Consider the following 18,131-nt stretch of genomic DNA (forward strand, 5'->3'; position numbering starts at 1 on the left):
CGAACGCGGCGCCCGTGCGCCGTGCTTCATTACGACATCGGAAGTCGACCTGATGCGTCGAGCGCTGGTTATCGCACCGAACTGGATCGGTGACGCATTGATGGCGCAGCCGCTTTTTGCGCTGCTGAAAAAACTCCATCCCCGCATCGCGATCGATGCCGTCGCACCCTCGTGGGTGGCGCCGGTGCTTGAGCGGATGCCCGAGATCCACGATGTTTACGCGACCGATCTCGCGCACGGCAAGCTGCAGCTGCTGCGCCGCTGGCAGCTCGCGAGCGACCTGCGCGACGTCGGCTACGACGCGGCGTACGTGCTGCCGAACTCGCTGAAGTCCGCCGTGATCCCGTGGCTCGCGAACATCCCGCTGCGGATCGGCTACACGGGCGAGCACCGCTACGGGCTGCTGAACGTGCGGCACGCGAACCCCGACAAGTCGGGCGAGCGGCCGCCGATGACGACCCACTATGCGGCGCTCGCGTACGCGCCCGGCGCGAAGCTGCCCGAGTCGATGAAGACGCTGCCCGCGCCGCGCCTCGACGCCGACCTGAACGAGACGGCGCGCGTGTCCGCGCGTTTCAATCTCGATACGCGCAAGCCGCTCGTCGTGTTCTGCCCGGGCGCCGAATACGGCCCGGCCAAGCGCTGGCCGCCCGAGCACTTCGCGACGCTCGCGACGATCGTCCACCAGTCGTTCCCGTATACGCAGATCGTCGCGCTCGGCTCGCAGAAGGACGCGGCGGCCGCGCAGGCGATCGCCGACCACGCGCCGAACGTACGCAACCTGTGCGGGCAGACGTCGCTGTCGGAGGCGTGCGCGCTGATCGCGCGCGCGAACGCGGTCGTCACCAACGATTCGGGGCTGATGCACGTCGCGGCCGCGCTGCGCCGGCCGCTCGTCGCGCTGTACGGATCGACCGATCCGCGCCACACCCCTCCGCTGTCGGACCTGGCGAAGGTACAATGGCTGCATCTCGAATGCAGTCCCTGCTTCGAACGCGAGTGCCCGCTTGGCCACCTGAAGTGCCTGCGCGAACTCGGTCCCGAGCAGGTATTCGGCGATTTGCGCGGCATGCTCGTCGGGCAGCGCTGACCCTGGCCGGCAGCGTCGCACGGCGCGCCGGGCAATCCGATTCACCGGTGTACGGCGGCTCCATCCGGGCCGCCGTGCTGAATACGGCGCGCGACGCGCGCGAGAGATAACCCCGATGCCACGTTTTGCCCGCCTTTTCGAAGCCGCTGCCGATACGCTGAACGCCTACTACCAGGCCGTCGCCGATGCCAATCTCGACGCGCTGCTGGCGTTGTGGATCGACGAGGATTTCGCCAGCTGCGTATGGGCGGACGGCGAGCATCTGCACGGCCTCGACCAGATCCGCAGCGGGCTCGCGAACCGGCTCGCCACGCGCCCCGTGACGATCGAGCCGCTCGACATCCGCGTGTACGACAGCCTCGGCACGGTCGTGTATACGATCGCCGAAGCGCATCAGCAGGCCGACCTGACGGCCGAACCCGACATGGTTTTCGCGACGTACGTGATGATTCACGAACGCGGCGAATGGCGCATCGCGCACATCCACGCGAGCCCGATTCCCGAACAGGCGGCCGGGCAGTTCGCCGCCAAAATCCGTCACGGTCAGGGCCCGCTGCACTGACGAAGAGACGAAGCAACGCATACGCGGGGCGATCATGAGTACGGCTTCTCCGCCCACCTCGCCGCTGACCGGGGCCCCGGCCCCAGACGACGACACACTGCGCTATCGCGCACCGCGCTGGCTACCGAACAGTCACGCGCAAACCATCGTGCCCGCGCTGTTCGCGCGGCGTCCGGTTGTCGCTTACCGGCGAGAGCGATGGGAAACCCCCGACCACGACTTCATCGATCTCGACTGGGTCGCCCATCTCGACAGTGCGGCGCCGGCGCCCGACGCGCCGCTGTTCGTGCTGTTCCACGGCCTCGAAGGCAGCTCCGGCTCGCACTACGCGCTCCAGATGATGGCTGCCGCACGCGCGAAGGGCTGGCACGCGGTCGTCCCGCACTTTCGCAGTTGCAGCGGCGAGATCAACCGCCAGCCGCGCTTCTATCACCTCGCCGACAGCGCCGAAGTCGACTGGATCCTGCGCCGGCTCGCCGCGCAGCATCGCGGGCCGCTCGTCGCGGCCGGCGTGTCGCTTGGCGGCAACGTGCTGCTGCGCTGGCTCGGCGAGCATCGCAGCGACACGTCGATCGTGCGCGCCGCCGCCGCGATCTCGACACCGATCGACGTCCATGCGGGCGGCCGCGCGCTGTCGCAGGGGTTTGCGATGGTCTATACGCGCAGCTTCCTGAAGACGCTCAAGCGCAAGGCGCTCGCGAAGCTCGACCAGTATCCGGGGCTGTTCGACCGCGAAGCGATGCTGCAGGCCGTGACGATGCGCGACTTCGACGAAGTCGTGACCGCGCCGCTGCACGGCTTCGCGGACGCCGACGACTACTGGACGAAGGCGACGACACGGCCGTTGCTGCCCGCGATCGACGTGCCGACGCTGATCCTCAACGCCCGCAACGATCCGTTCCTGCCCGAATCGGCGCTGCCCGGCCCGGCCGACGTGTCGCCGGCCGTCGAGCTCGACCAGCCCGAGACCGGCGGGCACGCGGGATTCATGACCGGGCCGTTCCCCGGCCGCCTCGACTGGCTGTCGGCGCGGGTGTTCGGCTATTGCTCGAAATTCGTCGACCATGGATGACATCGTCAGGCAAGCACTCGCCAAATGGCCGGACGTGCCGCACTGCACCGGCTGGCTGCTGCTCGACCGGCGCGGCGCATGGCGGCTGCGCGACGACGCCGCGCAGGCGGCCGGCGAGCTCGGCTCGCCGATCCGGCATGCGGCGCTGAACGCGTTCATCGGCCGCAACTACGAATGCGATGCGCAGGGCCAGTGGTTCTTCCAGAACGGGCCGCAGCGCGTGTACGTCGAGCTCGCCTATACGCCGTGGGTTGTCCGGCTCGCCGAGCGCGACGGGCAACTCGTGCTCACCGACCAGACGGACGCACCGTTCGAACCCGACGAAGCCTGGCTCGACGATGGAGGCGGCGTGCTGTTTCGCGATGGCGGCACGCAGCGCATCGCGGCGCTGCACGATCACGACCTCGGGCTGTTCGCCGATCACGCCGATTTCGACGCCGAGCCGCCCGTGCTGCGCTGGCGCGCCGGCCGCACGCTGCCGCTCGGCAGCATCGTCTGCGCGGACGTGCCTGCCCGGTTCGGCTATGTCGCGAGCCCGGCACGCCACGCCGGCCACGCGGCCGGCAGCGGCAACTGACGCGCAGCCGCGCGACGGCCGCTATCCGCGGCCGTTCTTCTCGTCCTCGCGCTCTTCCTTGTAGCGCGCCTCGAATTCCAGCAGCCGCGCGCCGATGATCGACTGTTCGTAGAACGACACGTCCTTCGCATCGCGCGCTTCCTTCAACTGCCGGATCGCCGACGGCCACGCGCCGTCGATCGCGAGTTTCTCCGCGAGCGCGCGGCGCCGCGCGAGCACGTCGCCCTTTCCGTCGCTCGCCTTCGCGAGATAGTCCCACCAGTCCGGCTGCTCGGGATCGGCCGTCGCCTGCGCACGCGCGAGCGTCTGCGCTTCGGCAAAACGGCGTGCGGCGATCAGCGCCTGCAGATGCGCGACGATCGCCGCGTGCGACGCCGGCCAGCGCCGCTGCGCGAGCGCCGCGAGCCGCACCGCGTCGTCGGTCCGGCCCGCGCGGCGCGCGATCTCGGCGGCCAGCACGTCGAGGCTCGGCGAACTCGTGTCCGGATCGCTCTCGCGCCGCTCGCGCGCATCGAACCCCGCGCGCGCCGACGCGAGTGCCTTGCCGGCCGCGTCGTATTCACCGAGCAACAGGTTCGCGAGCGCGATGCCGTACCAGTTCGCCGCGACGTTCGGCGCCGTGCGATCGTCGATCTCGAGCTGCATCCGGCGCGCCTCGGCCGCGATGTCGGTCGGCGCGCGGTTCTGCAGGATGCGCAGCCGCGCACGCACGAACCCGTATTCGGCCGACTGGCGCGGTTGCCGGTACGGTGCACGGCGCGCACGATCCTCCATGTCGGCGATCCGCTCGCCGGTCAGCGGGTGCGTGCGCGCATACGCCGGCACGCCCGCGTCGCCCATCGACGCACGGTCGAGCCTTTCGAAGAAGCCCGGCATCCCATACGGGTCATAGCCCGCGCCCGCGAGCAGCTGGAAGCCGACGCGATCGGCCTCGCGCTCGGCCGAACGCGAGAAGCGCAGCTGGTTGTCGACCGCGTACGCCTGCCCGCCCATCGCGATCGCGCTGCCGAGATCGCCGCTGCGCGCCAGCACGCCGGCCAGCACGCCGAGCAGCATCGTCGCGAGCGCCGTGTAGCCGGTCGTCTTGCTCGCGCCGATCATCCGCGCGATGTGCCGCTGCAGCACGTGACCCATCTCGTGGCCCACCACCGACGCGAGCTCCGACTCCGTCTGCGTCGTGACGACGAGCCCGCTGTTGATCCCGATGAAGCCGCCCGGCATCGAGAACGCATTGATCTGCGGATCGCGCACCGGGAACAGGTCGAAATCCGGCGTGTAGCCGCCGATGAAACGCGCGGCGGCCGCGGCCGCGAGCCGCGCCGCCATCGCGTTCAGGTAGTCGCGCACGAGCCAGTCGTCGAGATAGTCGGGATCGCGCCGCACTTCGCGCATCACGCGCTCGCCGAGCCGGCGCTCGGCCTGCGGTGTCAGCGAACCGCCGGAACCGTCGCCGAGATCGGGCAACTCGAGCGCGCGAAGCGGCGCGCGCAGGCTCGCGACCGGCGCCGCCGCGCCGCCGGCGTCCGAGAACCGGCTCTCCGCGCCGCCGTACGTGCCGAACACGCCGGTCGCGATGCCGGACGGCATGGTGGAAATCTCCGGCGAGCCGCCGGTCGCCGGCTCGAGCGGTGGCGCGGATGCGCTCTGCGCATGGCCGCCCGGCGGCAGCGCGAGCGCCGCCGACAGCAACACGGCAAGCAACTGTTTGACACGCATGGCAGGATGAAAGCGACGCCGACCCGCACGAGCGGTGCGCATCGCGGCGTTTGGTCTGAATATTCGGGCCATTGTACCGGCGCCGCGGCGACTGTCCCGTGCCGCGCGTGCGTCATCTGCGCCCCCGGCGACGCAGACGCCGCTGCTATGATAGGCGCCCGTTGCGCAGTTGGATCGGGTCGTTGCGCCGGTATCGGATTCGGTGCCCAGCCGATCGAGACGCAGGATCGAGGGACGTGCGCGCGCACTCCGTTCCACTAGAGGAAGACATGTCAGGACTCACCCATTTCGATGCCGCCGGCCATGCGCACATGGTCGACGTCGGCGGCAAGCAGGAAACGCAACGCATCGCGATCGCGCGCGGCACGATCCGGATGCTGCCGGCCACGTTCGCGCTGATCCGCGACGGCAAGGCCAAGAAAGGCGACGTGCTCGGCGTCGCGCGCATCGCGGCGATCCAGGGCGCCAAGCGCACGGCCGACCTCATCCCGCTGTGCCACCCGCTCGCGCTGACGCGCGTCGCCGTCGACTTCGAACTCGACGACGCGCTGCCGGGCGTCCACTGCGTCGCGCAGGTCGAGACGTTCGGCCGGACCGGCGTCGAGATGGAGGCGCTGACGGCCGTGCAGGTCGGGCTGCTGACCGTCTACGACATGTGCAAGGCCGTCGATCGCGGGATGCTGATCACCGACGTGAGCGTGCGCGAGAAGCGCGGCGGGAAGTCGGGGGACTGGAAGGCGGGAGATACGGCGGAGTGAACGCCCGGGCGCCGCCGGCCCGTTATTTCGAGATAAAACCGTTTATCTCATACAATTACCGGATTCCGCACGAGAGAGCGTGCGAACCAGCACAACAAAAGCGAGCACTGGTGATGAATTCGCAAGCGTTAAGAAGCGCCTTGCTGGCCGGACCGGTCCAGCACGAGCGCCTGGTCAAACTGGATACCCCGCTCGGCCCCGACGTCCTGCTGCCGCATCGCGTTACGGGGCGATCGCGGCTCGGTCGCCATTTCGAGTTCACCGTCGATACCGTGTCGGTATCCGACGACCTCGAACTCAAGAAACTGATCGCGCAGCCGGTGACGCTGTGGATCCAGCAGACCGACCAGTCGTACGCGCCCCACCACGGCTACGTGCATGCGGCCCGCCGGCTCGGCTCGGACAGCGGCGTCACGCACTATCAGATCGCCTTTGCGTCGTTCCTGCACTTCCTGAAGTTCCGCCGCGATCAGCGCATCTGGCAGGACCGTTCGGCGGACGACATCATCGCCGACGTGCTGAACCAGCATCCGCAGGCCAAGGGCCGCTTCACGTTCAAGCTCTACCAGCCGCTGCCGTCGCGCTCGTTCTGCATGCAATACGAGGACGACTGGAATTTTGTGCATCGCCTGATGGAATCGGAAGGCCTGTACGGTTTCTGGGAACAGGACAAGGACGGCAAGTCGCACCGGCTCGTCATCGTCGATCGCATCGACGCGTTGCCCGCGCTGTCACCGCGAACCGTTCGCTTTCATCACGCGGGCACGGGCGACGAAGCCGACACGCTCGTCCAGTTCACCGGTACGCGCACGCTGCGAAGCGTCGCGCGCACCACGCGCACGTTCGACTACAAGCAGCCGCCCACCGCGTCGAATCCGAAAGCCACCCATACGCCGACGATCGCCAATCAGGGTGATCTGCCGCCGCAGCTCGAAGTCTACGAATACACGGGTGCCTACACGTATCCCGAGCAGTCACGCGGCGACCATCTGTCGAAGATCTGGATGGAAGAGCAGGAATCGCACGCCAAGCGCTTTCACGGTGTCGGCGGTGTGCGGCGCATGGACGCGGGACGCACGTTCGAGTTCGCGGAACACCCCGAACACGACAAGGACGACGCCGGCCAGCGCGAATTCGCCGTGATCGAGACGGCGTGGGTCATCGTCAACAACCTGCCTGTCGCGGACGGAGGCGCCCATGCCGCGTTCCCGCACAGCTTGCGGGCCGAAGTCGACGACATCGTGCAGGCACGCGGCGGCGATGCATCGCGCGTTCCCCATGCCGACGGCAGCGAGGGCTTTTTCCAGGTCAGCGTCGAAGTGCAGCGCACGACCGTCCCGTTCCGCAGCCCGCTCGAGCATGCGAAACCGCCGATGCACCTGCAATCGGCGATCGTCGTCGCGCCGCAAGGCGAGGAAGTCCACACCGACGAGCTCAACCGGGTCAAGGTCCGCTTCCACTGGGACCGCCTCAACGACGGCGACGAGCGAGCATCGTGCTGGCTGCGCGCCGCGACGTCGGACTCGGGCAGCGGTTATGGCGCCGTCCACCCGCACCGCGCCGGCGAGGAAGTGCTGGTCGATTTCCTCGGCGGCGACTGCGATCGCCCGATCGTCGTCGGCAAGCTGTACAACGGCGCGACGAGCCCGCAGTGGCACAGCAACGGCATCCTGTCCGGATACCGGTCGAAGGAATACGCGGGTGCCGGCTACAACCAGCTGGTGCTCGACGATGCGACCTCGCAGAACCGCGTGCACCTATACAGCAGCCAGGCCAACGCGCACCTGCATCTCGGCTACCTGATCGACCACACGGGCAACAACCGCGGCAGCTATCTCGGCAGCGGCTTCGACCTGCGCTCGGACGCATTTGGCGCGGTTCGCGCGAACCGCGGCCTGTACGTCACGACGTATCCGAAACCGCCGGCGAGCCAGCCGCTCGACGTCCAGGAGACGCAGCAGCAGCTCGTCAGGGCGGAAGGCCTGATGGAGGCCATGTCGGAGGTCAGCGCGCAGCATCAGGGCGAGTCGCTCGACCCCGGCCACTCGGCGCTCAAGCAGTTCACCGATGCGACGCAGAACAGCGTGAGCGGCGGCGCGTCGGGCGGCCGGACCGCCGGCGGCGGGACCGGCAGCGCCAATGCGTTCAAGGAGCCCGTGATGCTGTTCGGCAGCCCGGCCGGCATCGGGATGTCCACGCAGCAGTCCGCGCAACTTGCCGCGGACCAGCACATCAACCTCGTCAGCGGGCAAAGCACGCACGTCGCCGCCGGGAAATCGCTGATCGCGAGTGTCCTCGACCGGATCAGCCTGTTCGCGCAGAACGCGGGGATCAAGCTTTTCGCCGGCAAGGGCAAGGTCGAAGTGCAGGCGCAGGCAGACAACATCGAGCTGACCGCGCAGAAGGCGCTGAAGCTGATCGCCGTCACGCAATCGATCGAAGGCGCCGCGGCAAAGGAGATCCTGCTGACGTCCGGCGGCGCCTACATCCGCATCGCGGACGGCAACATCGAGGTGCACGCGCCCGGCAAGATCGACATCAAGGGCGCGCAGCATGCGTTCAGCGGCCCCACGCACCTGTCGCAAACGATGCCGACGCTGCCGAACTCGTCCGGCAACTACGACCAGGCGTTCATCGCGCACTGGGCCGGCACCGACATTCCGGTCGCGAACACGCGGTACCAGATGTTCTCGAACGGCAAGCTGCTCTCGGAAGGCGTCACCAACGCGGCAGGCGAAACCGGGCTCACGCAGAGCCACGTGCCGCATGACGTCGTCGTCAAGTTTCTAGGGAAATCGAATGGCTGACGGACAACAGAAGAACAACGTCCTGGGCACGGGTTCGAGCATGCTGACGCCCACCGGATACAAGGATCGGCCGAAGGTGGGTATCCAAAGCTGCGACAAGTATGCGACGCCCGCCGCCGATTCCATCGTCGGCACTTGCCCGTTCTACTACCAGCCGCTGCACGGCGAGTACTGGGAAACGGTCGAGAAAGTCAGCACATCGAGCGCATGGGAGACCGTCAAGAAATTCGCCTCCTCGTGGGATCCATGGAAAGACAAGGAAGTCGCTCGCAAACTGCTGCATCGGCGGGAAAAGCTGCTGGAACTCAAAAGCAAGGATTCCGACTGGTCACGCCACGGCAACTTCATGATGCGCCATATCGGATGCGGGCACAAACCACCCGACTACTACGTCAGTTACGGCTATTACTATTGTTCGGATTACGGCGAAAATCTTTATCCCACTCTCACAAAAAAGGGAAAGGACTGGCTGAATCACGCCCGGTGGTGGCTTCAGCGCTACATCGAAATCGGACTGCAGCAAAACATGCAGGGAGACCAGATCGCATTCACGAGTGCGAAGCCAGGAAACGGCGAGCTCTCGATGCAAGTGGAACGATACGAATTGGAGCTCGAAAACAACGGAGATACGTTCAAGACCTTCGCCTTCGTCACGCATCCATTGGCTTATCTGGACGGCGGGCTGGCCGGCCTGCCCGTGTCGGATCTCATCAAGATCGGCAGACGACCCAACATCGAAGAATGGGGTGACGGGCGCACGCGCCAACAGGCGATCGATGCGGGCATTCCCGTCGCCAAGGCAAAAGCTCGGGAGTGGAGCAAGGATGCGGTCGACAAGGCCCGTGAATGGGGCTCGGACGCCGCAGACAAAGCGCGCGAGTGGGGTTCGGACGCGACTGACGAAGTCAACCGCGCACTGGATCGCCTGCTGAAAAAGTGACATGCAAAAACACAAACGCTGGAAATGGGTCGCCGGGGGTCTCGTTGCCCTGGCCATTGCAACATACGGGTACGTAAACATGACGACGAGCTGGGAGACGATTTCGACAAACTTCATGCGGGACGACACGCCATACGGCGGCGGCAACTTCCGCATCAAGGGCAGTGACGTGATGAGCGTCAAGCTCACCAATCCCCAGGTGACGTTCAAGCCCACGGCCGAGTCGAATGAACCGCAGCGGCCCGAGCCGACCGAGGCATGGATGAACGACACCGGCGAGTTGCTGAACCGCATGACGATCAGTTTCTTCCGCGGCACCATCGACGGCGGGATGAAGCGCCAATTCCAACAGGTTGGCCAGAATGCCGCCTGGTGGTACTCGCCCGACTGGACCGTTCAGTTCATCAGCACGTCGTGGATGAACTACAAGGCCCCCGAGGCACACGGCGGCGAGGCACCACAAACCACGAAGCTCTGGAAGTCGCTCAACGGCGGCCAGACATGGTCGCAGTTGCAATGGCCAGAACACCAGAACATCGGGCGCCTGCTCTTCGTCGATCCGCAGCGCGGCTACGCGATCGGCTGGGGGCCGCGCGTATGGCGGACGGTGGACGGCGGAAATACGTGGCAGGCGATCGACGTGCCGGCCAATGCCAGCGTCGCAGGCAAGACACGCAAGAACTTCAACGCTGTCAGTCTCGGTCCGGACGGCGTCCTGCGCATCGCCTACTCGATCGCACCGACGGCCGAAACGCCCGCGCACAGTCTGATCGACCGGCTCGACTGGCAACAGCACGCATTTGTCACGGAAACCGTGCTCCCGGGGCAGGTCATCACCGCGCTCGATACCACACCGGGACCGACAGCACACTATTCGCTTTACGCGCTATCGCGTCTCGACAAGGAGCAGAACGGCGAGAGCCGCGACAATGGCCGCCGGACAGGCGCTATTTCCACCTGGACGAACGACCATCCCGACGCCGTGCGGCAGTTGCGCACCTTCGACGAGAAGCTCAGGCTCGACAGCATGAGCGTCGGTCGTGACGGCCTCCTGCTCGTCTATGCAACCGACCCGAACTCGGGAGCTCGCGGCGGCTCCCCGATCGACCTGACGTTCAGCAGCACCGATGCGGGAAAGTCGTGGAATCAGACGACCGACAAGGTCGCGCAAGGTGGTTACTTCGACGCACAGACCAACACGCTGTACTGGCTGCACGGATTCACGCTGAAGAAGCGGACCTTCTGATCGCGTGCTGGAGGCGTTGCCGGCCGGTCTGCGCCGATACGGCGAGCCGGCCCGCTACGGCTCGCCCGAGATGCTGCGAACACGAACCTAGAGCGCGCTCGGCACAACTACCGCGTATATCGACTTTCGATCGCCACGCACAACCGGTGCAGCCGCCGACGCACGACGTGCACTGCCCGCGCCTCACTGGCCGCGTGACGGCTCGAACACGAACGGTTGGGTCAGCAGGAACGGATTCGCGGTCGCGCCCGTCTGCACGCAGCTTGCGTGCGTCATCGCGTCGACAGCCGCGCGATCGGCCGCCGCGTTGCGGCTGCTCGTCGTCACGGTGACGTTCTGCGCTTCGCCGGACGTCGTCATCAGCGCACGCACAAGCACGGTCACCGGGCGCGAGAGCGGTTTGGCGGTGTCCGGATAGACGGCGCGCGGAATGTGACAGGTCAGCTTGCTTTCCTGCGACGACGACAGCATCGCGCAGCCGGAAAACAGCATCGCGACGGCGGGAAGGATCAGGTAGGTCGAGCGAATAGCCATGGTCGAATATCGTTCTTGGTACTGTTCCGGACGAACGCGTCGCGCCCAGGAAAAGTGCCCAGGGCCACGTCACGTGCGTCACACTGCGCCGCGGCCATCGGACCGGCGCCCCGTTACGGCCGCACGGCCGATGATGCTCGGCCGCGATCCTGCCTGGCGGACTTCCCGGATGGCCGGGACGCTGCCTGTATTCATGCCGGCCGGCCCCCGCGCCGGCGGGCACGCGAGCGCTTTCGCGCATTGTGCACGCGGCGCCTCGTCAGCGGCGGCGATTTGACAATGGTTGACGCGAATCGCCGTTCATTCGACCGGAATCCACTCGATCCGCGATGTAATCGATACGCAGTTCATGTCCCATGGCTCGCGCCGGGCTGCCCTGCCCGATGCCAGCCTCCGCCGCAGCGCGACACAACCGACGCCGGAATACCCCGTTCCGGCGAGCGCTTCGCATCTCAATCCGAATCGTCGTCGTCCGAATCGTCGGCCGCATCGGCCGGTACTTCCCCGTACTTTGCCACGACGGCCGCCCTGAACGTCTTCAGCGCCGGCTGCTGGTCGCACAGCTTGTACAGCAGCGCCAGTTGCTGCGGCCAGTCCTTCAGCTCCTTCGCAAACACATGCAGGCGCGCGACGGTATCGAGCGCGTCGGCTTCGCGACCCGCCAGCGCCTGTAGCACCGCATAGCGGCGCAGCACCGTCTCGCCGGGCAGCAGCGCGATCGCGCGCTCATGCGCCGCGAGCTTGGCCGGCAAATCGTCGGCCGAAATCGGCAGCAGCGTGGCCGCGCCGTATTCGCCCCATGCGCCGAACAGCAGCGACGGCGCATCGCGATACTGCGCAGCCGGATCGCTGCCGTAGTAAAGCACTTCCGCGCGCTGGTAGTCGCGCAGCACGGGCACGGCCGCCAGCACGCCGCCGAACGACAGCACCGCGAACAGCCCGAATGCCGCGCGGCCCGGCAGGATGCGCAACGGCTTCACGTCGAGCAGCCCGATCACGAACATCGCCGGCAGCAGGAAGAACATGTACTGCTGCGGATACTCGACCAGCGCATGCATCAGCACGATGCCGATCAGCGCGAAGCCGAAGACGCGCATGCTCGACTGCGGCGCGCGCATCGCGCGCACGAACCACGCCACGAGCGTGACAACGAGGATGCCGAGGCCGACGAGGCCGGACTTCGCGAGCAGGTCGATGAAGATGTCGTGCGAGTTGTTCGCGATTTCGACGCCGCCGAGCGTGCGCACGAGCGCAAACTGGTGCGACGGGAATTCGCCCCAGCCGACGCCGAGCAGCGGATGTTCCCGGAACATCGCGAGCCCGTACTTCCACAGCGCGAGGCGCGGCGCGATCTGCCCCGCGTCGCGCATCCGGTCTGCCGCCGACTCCGCGAGATTCAGGTGATAGTGCACGTTGGCCCAGCGCACCGCGACGTTCACCGCGACGAACGCTGCCGCGAGCACGACCGGTATCAGCCACGCGCGCGCGTTGCCCGGCGCGCGGCGCGATTCGAGCCACGCCATCCAGAAGCCCGCGACGACCATCACCGCGACCTGCAGCCACGGCCCGCGCGACACCGTCAGCGCGAGACCGACCGACAGCACGAGCGACAGCGCGAGCCACGCCCACACCGCAAGCCGGCGCGTCTGCACGAGATACAGCGCACCCGCGAGCGCGAACGCGATGTAGCTCGCCAGGTGGTTCGCCTGTGCCATGTTGCCGTACGGGCGGCGGTCGGCCGCGACGTTGTACATCACGACGAACGGCGAAACGGCCGACTCGAGGTGGAACAACTGCACGATCTGGGTGCCGACCGCGAACACGCCGCCGACGATCAACGCGCCGGCCATCATCCGCGACACCGCTTCGGCCAGCCCGTCGCGCGCAAGCGCATAGCCGGCCTGCATCGCGACCAGCGCGGCCGCGAGGTAGCCGACCGCCAGCCAGTTCATCGACGGCACCTTGAGCGGGATCAGCGCGGTCTGCGCGATCAGCACGGCGGCAAAACCGAGCGGCACGACCAATGCGGCCGGCGCGGCAAACGGCTCGGCCGGGCGTTCGGTGCGCGTGAGCAGCACGACGGACAGCCCCACCAGCAGATACAGCACCAGCGCGGAAAACTCGGAATAGAAGGTCGGGATCGGATACGTGTGATTCGTGATCGCGTACGGCACGATCAGGGCGACAGCCAGCGCAACGAGCGACAACGAGCGGGAAAAAGTAGAAGGCATGAGCGAACCGGATGTCAGCAACCGGCGCACTATACAAAACTTTCCCCCCTCTGTGCGGGGCCGTCGCGCCGCGACCGGGCGCGAAACCACGGCCCCGGCCAGCCGAAGCGGCGGCCCGCACGCCGTACGCGCCGCCGCCCGCCTCTTCCGGCACTATGCGCGGCACTCCGCGGGCGCAAATTTCGCGGGCAGCGTCGCGGCGTCGCCCGGCAACGGCCCGGCTCCCGGCGCCGGCAGCGACGACGCGTCCTTGCCGGCCGCGAAGCACTCCCATGCAATCGCACCGGCTTGCATCGCACCCTTTTTAAGTGCCACGCGCGCGGTGGGCGCCTCGGCCTTGTTGGGCGCGGACGGCACGAGCACCAGCGTGTTCGCGCCGGCCGCGGCGACGCGGGTGGTGAACGCGACCGTGATCTGGCCGGTATCGCCGTCGATCGCAACGGATTCGACGTTACGGGTCGCGGCAGGCGGGCTGTAGCCGCCGTCGAGGCTCGCACCGCTCGCGGCGTTGTCGGCGACTGCAAGCCGCGCGGACGACGCGAGCGCGAGCCCCTCGCCGACGCGCGAACGCGCAAGGTAATCCTGGTACGCGGGAATCGCGTAGGCCGCGACGACGCCGACGATCGCCAGCACGATCATCAATTCGATCAGCGTGAAGCCGGCTGGCCGCCAGCGCGGCGCGGGCCGGTTCGCACGCCGCATATCGGCGGCAACGCGACGGAACAGGGAAACGGAAAAGGCTTCGAACATGGCAGGCTCCGGAAATGAAAAACGCCTGCCGATCAAGGCAGGCGTTTCGATCGTAGCCAGCGGGCCGCGAAGCCGGCAGTCGGCCGGACGGCCAGTCAGTGCGCGTGCGGCGCGCCGTGGCGCTTCCTGAGCGCGTAGCCGATCGCCACGACGAACAGCGCGCCGGCAATGCTTGCACCGTAGAGCACCTGCGGCGTGTCGAGCACCGCCCAGCGGTCGCCGACCGGGTCGTTGACGATCAACCCGCCCGCGATCCAGCCGAGCAGCCCGGCGCCGAGCGCCACGACGATCGGGAAACGGTCGAGCAGCTTCAGCACCAGCGTGCTGCCCCACACGATGATCGGCACGCTGACGACGAGCCCGAAGATCACGAGCGCGATCCGGTGCGCCGGATCGGCCTGCTCGGCCGCGCCTGCAATCGCGATCACGTTGTCGAGGCTCATCACCGCATCGGCGATCACGATCGTCTTCACGGCGTCCCACAGCCGGCTGGCCGGCTTGATGTCGTCGTGCGCGCCCTCGACCGGCGCCATCAGCTTGATGCCGATCCACAGCAGCAGCAGCCCGCCGCCGAGCTTCAGGAACGGCACGTCGAGCAGCGCGACCGCGAACACGATCAGCACGACGCGCAGCAGGATCGCGCCCGCGGTGCCCCAGATGACGCCTCGCAGCCGCTGGTTCGCGGGCAGGTTGCGGCAGGCGAGCGCGATCACGACCGCGTTGTCGCCGCCGAGCAGGATGTCGATGACGACGATCTGGAGAACGGCGCCCCAGTGCAGGGATGTCAGGAATTCGAGCATGGCGGTGAGGACAGGACAGCGGCCGCCTCGCGGGCGGCCCGGTTCATCGCCGGCACATGCGCGATGCATGCCCGGTGCTTACGAATCCATTGCGCGAGCATAACAAAAAACGCCGGCAAGGCCGGCGTTTTCTGCAGGACGAACCCAGGGGAAATATTACAGCGCCTTCTTCAGCAGACGGCCCATTTCCGACGGGTTGCGCGTGACGGTGATGCCGCACGCTTCCATGATTTCCAGCTTCGCTTCGGCCGTATCCGCACCGCCCGAGATCAGCGCGCCGGCGTGGCCCATGCGCTTGCCCGGAGGCGCCGTGACGCCCGCGATGAAGCCGACGACCGGCTTCTTCATGTTGTCCTTGATCCACTCTGCCGCGTTGGCTTCGTCCGGACCACCGATTTCGCCGATCATCACGACCGCATCCGTATCCGGATCGTCGTTGAACATCTTCATCACGTCGATGTGCTTCAGACCGTTGATCGGGTCGCCGCCGATACCGACTGCCGACGACTGGCCGAGGCCGAGTGCCGTCAGCTGCGCAACGGCTTCATACGTCAGCGTGCCCGAACGCGACACGACGCCGATACGGCCCTTGCGGTGGATGTGACCCGGCATGATGCCGATCTTCAGTTCGTCCGGCGTGATCGTGCCCGGGCAGTTCGGCCCGAGCAGCAGCGTCTTGCGGCCTTCGCGACGCATACGATCCTTCACTTCGATCATGTCACGGACGGGGATGCCTTCCGTGATGCAGATCGCGAGATCGAGGTCGGCTTCAACCGCTTCCCAGATCGCAGCGGCTGCGCCTGCCGGCGGAACGTAGATGACCGACACGGTCGCGCCGGTTTCTGCCTTCGCTTCCTTGACGCTTGCGTAGATCGGAATGCCTTCGAAGTCTTCGCCGGCCTTCTTCGGGTTCACGCCCGCGACGAATGCTTCGCGGCCGTTTGCGTACTCACGGCAGGCGCGCGTATGGAACTGACCGGTTTTGCCGGTAATGCCCTGCGTGATGACCTTCGTGTCCTTGTTGATCAGAATCGACATGTATTTTGACCTCTGTTCGATTGGCGTCGCGTATGAACCGCGCCGCCATGCGTGTTCATTAGCGCGCGCTTTACTTGCCTGCGGCTGCCGCGACGACCTTCTGCGCAGCTTCTTCCATGCTGTCCGCCGAGATGATCGGCAGGCCCGAATCGGCCAGCATCTTCTTGCCGAGGTCCTCGTTCGTGCCCTTCATGCGCACGACGAGCGGCACGTTCAGGTTCACGGCCTTCGAACCGGCAATCACGCCTTCCGCGATCACGTCGCAGCGCATGATGCCGCCGAAGATGTTCACGAGGATCGCCTTCAGATCCGGGTTCTTCAGCATCAGCTTGAACGCTTCCGTGACCTTCTCGGTCGTCGCACCACCGCCGACGTCCAGGAAGTTCGCCGGCTCGCCGCCGAACAGCTTGATCGTGTCCATCGTCGCCATCGCGAGGCCTGCGCCGTTCACGAGACAGCCGATGTTGCCGTCGAGCGAGATGTACGCGAGGTCGAACTTCGACGCTTCGATTTCAGCCGGATCTTCTTCGTCCAGATCGCGGTACGCGACGATTTCCGGATGGCGGAACAGCGCGTTCGAGTCGAAGTTGAACTTCGCGTCGAGTGCGATGACCTTACCGTCGCCGGAGACGTTCAGCGGGTTGATTTCAGCCAGCGATGCGTCGGTTTCCCAGAATGCCTTGTACAGGCCTTGCAGGATCGCGCGTGCTTGCGGAATCGAAGCGGCCGGCACGCCGATCTTCGCGGCGAGGTCGTCGGCCTGCGCGTCCAGCAGGCCCGTCGACGGCTCGACGATGACCTTGTGGATCAGTTCCGGGTGCTTCTCGGCGACTTCTTCGATGTCCATGCCGCCTTCGCTCGAACCCATCAGCACGATCTTCTGCGAGATGCGGTCGACGACGAGGCTGACATACAGTTCCTGCTTGATGTCGGCGCCTTCTTCGATCATCAGGCGGTTGACCTTCTGGCCTTCCGGACCGGTCTGATGCGTGACGAGCTGCATGCCGAGGATCTGGTTCGCGTATTCGCGGACCTGCTCGATCGACTTCGCCACCTTCACGCCGCCGCCCTTGCCACGGCCACCCGCGTGGATCTGAGCCTTCACGACCCATACCGGGCCGCCGAGCTCTTCCGCCACCTTGACGGCTTCGTCAACCGAGAACGCCGGCTTGCCGCGCGGTACCGCGACTCCGAATTTCCGCAGGATTTCCTTACCCTGGTACTCGTGAATCTTCATGCGTGATTCCCTTCAGTCTGAGAGTTGGATGAAAAGTCGCTTAAGACGCTTCTTCGAATGATTTCCGTTCATTCCTTCGTGCTGCCATCACCGGGCATATCCGGCCGAATCGGGCCATACCAGCGCGGGTAGTACTGCCGCACGACCTCGCCGTCGAACCGCAGCGCGCGGCAGCGGCCGAGCTGGAAAGGCGGTTCGGCGTGCGCGCCGTCGTGATCCGGCCCTTCGCCGCCCTCCTCGCGCACGTTCCACACGTCACCGGCGAACGCCTGGATCGCTGCCGTCGGCAGCACGGCGCACAGTTCGGTGAGATGGGAGCAGCCTGCGACGCCGGCGAGCAGCCGGTTCGCGTTGCGGCGGAAATTGCGGAAGAGATTGAGCCCGATGAGGGCCCGGTAGGCAGGGGGGGCGGATTGACAGTGACCGGGATAGGGCACCCATTCCGAAGACGCTTCGGCGTCGACGACATTGAGTTCACGATCGATAGTCACGCGCAGCCAGAGTTCGTGGATCGGCAGGCCTTGGGGCCGGATGCCCGACGCAAGCGCGACATCGCGCGGCTTGTGGTCGGTCAGGCAGGCTTCGATGTCCCACAAGCCGTCGCCGCGCTCGTAAGCTTCCGCTCGGATTGCGCGTCGATGTCGCAACTGACGGGGCACGGGCTCGGATAGCGGCATGCTGGAGGTTGAGGCCGAAGAGGAAAACCCACGGATTTTAGCATATTGGGTATTTGAGACAGTTTGACGCGACGGCGGGTATTCCCGCCTGTCCGG

Annotated in this window: 16 protein-coding genes; 8 read left to right on the forward strand and 8 right to left on the reverse strand. The window is 66.6% G+C overall.

All coding sequences use genetic code 11. The features are described from left to right. Positions 1 to 52 precede the first annotated feature (52 nt). From waaF to AC5LXX_RS13595, 4 genes are all read left to right on the forward strand, one after another. Positions 53 to 1,090, forward strand: a complete 1,038-nt coding sequence (gene waaF, locus AC5LXX_RS13580; RefSeq protein ID WP_006477936.1) for a lipopolysaccharide heptosyltransferase II — start codon at positions 53 to 55, stop codon at positions 1,088 to 1,090. A 115-nt stretch (positions 1,091 to 1,205) separates the two neighbouring features. Next, complete coding sequence (locus AC5LXX_RS13585; protein WP_034178922.1) at positions 1,206 to 1,652, forward strand: nuclear transport factor 2 family protein; 447 nt, start codon at positions 1,206 to 1,208, stop codon at positions 1,650 to 1,652. Between the two features lie 34 nt (positions 1,653 to 1,686). Further along, positions 1,687 to 2,724, forward strand: a complete 1,038-nt coding sequence (locus tag AC5LXX_RS13590; RefSeq protein WP_493409773.1) for a hydrolase — start codon at positions 1,687 to 1,689, stop codon at positions 2,722 to 2,724. After that, complete coding sequence (locus tag AC5LXX_RS13595) at positions 2,717 to 3,301, forward strand: DUF2946 family protein (protein ID WP_493409774.1); 585 nt, start codon at positions 2,717 to 2,719, stop codon at positions 3,299 to 3,301. The genes AC5LXX_RS13590 and AC5LXX_RS13595 overlap by 8 nt, the downstream gene beginning before the upstream one ends. A gap of 21 nt (positions 3,302 to 3,322) precedes the next feature. Here AC5LXX_RS13595 and AC5LXX_RS13600 read toward each other — a convergent pair whose 3' ends face one another. Further along, positions 3,323 to 5,017: a M48 family metalloprotease gene (locus AC5LXX_RS13600; protein ID WP_493409775.1), complete on the reverse strand. Its 1,695-nt coding sequence runs from the start codon at positions 5,015 to 5,017 to the stop codon at positions 3,323 to 3,325. A gap of 269 nt (positions 5,018 to 5,286) precedes the next feature. On the opposite strand from AC5LXX_RS13600, the gene moaC reads away from it, so the two are divergent. The 4 genes from moaC to AC5LXX_RS13620 all read left to right on the forward strand — a co-directional run bounded on the left by moaC (position 5,287) and on the right by AC5LXX_RS13620 (position 10,768). Beyond that, positions 5,287 to 5,775 carry a cyclic pyranopterin monophosphate synthase MoaC gene (gene moaC / locus AC5LXX_RS13605; RefSeq protein WP_493409776.1) on the forward strand — a complete coding sequence of 163 codons (489 nt, stop codon included), beginning with the start codon at positions 5,287 to 5,289 and terminating at the stop codon, positions 5,773 to 5,775. A 113-nt stretch (positions 5,776 to 5,888) separates the two neighbouring features. After that, complete coding sequence (locus tag AC5LXX_RS13610) at positions 5,889 to 8,582, forward strand: type VI secretion system Vgr family protein (protein WP_493409777.1); 2,694 nt, start codon at positions 5,889 to 5,891, stop codon at positions 8,580 to 8,582. Further along, entirely contained in the window at positions 8,575 to 9,522 is a 948-nt protein-coding gene (locus AC5LXX_RS13615) for a hypothetical protein (protein ID WP_493409778.1), read from the forward strand. The genes AC5LXX_RS13610 and AC5LXX_RS13615 overlap by 8 nt, the downstream gene beginning before the upstream one ends. Positions 9,523 to 9,601: 79 nt before the next feature. Further along, positions 9,602 to 10,768, forward strand: a complete 1,167-nt coding sequence (locus AC5LXX_RS13620; protein ID WP_493411129.1) for a WD40/YVTN/BNR-like repeat-containing protein — start codon at positions 9,602 to 9,604, stop codon at positions 10,766 to 10,768. Between the two features lie 183 nt (positions 10,769 to 10,951). Here AC5LXX_RS13620 and AC5LXX_RS13625 read toward each other — a convergent pair whose 3' ends face one another. The 7 genes from AC5LXX_RS13625 to AC5LXX_RS13655 form a co-directional block, all read right to left on the reverse strand. Continuing rightward, positions 10,952 to 11,302 carry a TonB family protein gene (locus tag AC5LXX_RS13625; protein WP_124453769.1) on the reverse strand — a complete coding sequence of 117 codons (351 nt, stop codon included), beginning with the start codon at positions 11,300 to 11,302 and terminating at the stop codon, positions 10,952 to 10,954. Between the two features lie 452 nt (positions 11,303 to 11,754). Then, on the reverse strand, positions 11,755 to 13,533 hold the full coding sequence (locus tag AC5LXX_RS13630) for a PglL family O-oligosaccharyltransferase (protein WP_493409779.1): 1,779 nt from the start codon (positions 13,531 to 13,533) through the stop codon (positions 11,755 to 11,757). Between the two features lie 153 nt (positions 13,534 to 13,686). Next, positions 13,687 to 14,283, reverse strand: a complete 597-nt coding sequence (locus AC5LXX_RS13635; protein ID WP_493409780.1) for a pilin — start codon at positions 14,281 to 14,283, stop codon at positions 13,687 to 13,689. 95 nt (positions 14,284 to 14,378) lie between these two features. Next, on the reverse strand, positions 14,379 to 15,083 hold the full coding sequence (locus tag AC5LXX_RS13640) for a TerC family protein (protein ID WP_493409781.1): 705 nt from the start codon (positions 15,081 to 15,083) through the stop codon (positions 14,379 to 14,381). Positions 15,084 to 15,239: 156 nt separating this feature from the next. After that, the gene (sucD, locus tag AC5LXX_RS13645; RefSeq protein ID WP_006477916.1) at positions 15,240 to 16,121 is read right to left on the reverse strand and encodes a succinate--CoA ligase subunit alpha; all 882 of its coding nucleotides are present in this window, start codon (positions 16,119 to 16,121) and stop codon (positions 15,240 to 15,242) included. Between the two features lie 70 nt (positions 16,122 to 16,191). Beyond that, positions 16,192 to 17,358: an ADP-forming succinate--CoA ligase subunit beta gene (sucC, locus tag AC5LXX_RS13650; protein ID WP_006755512.1), complete on the reverse strand. Its 1,167-nt coding sequence runs from the start codon at positions 17,356 to 17,358 to the stop codon at positions 16,192 to 16,194. A 68-nt stretch (positions 17,359 to 17,426) separates the two neighbouring features. After that, a complete protein-coding gene (locus AC5LXX_RS13655; RefSeq protein WP_124453761.1) occupies positions 17,427 to 18,035 on the reverse strand; it encodes a DUF2889 domain-containing protein in 609 nt (202 codons plus the stop codon). Positions 18,036 to 18,131 lie beyond the last annotated feature (96 nt).

This window comes from Burkholderia torrens, assembly GCF_984668525.1.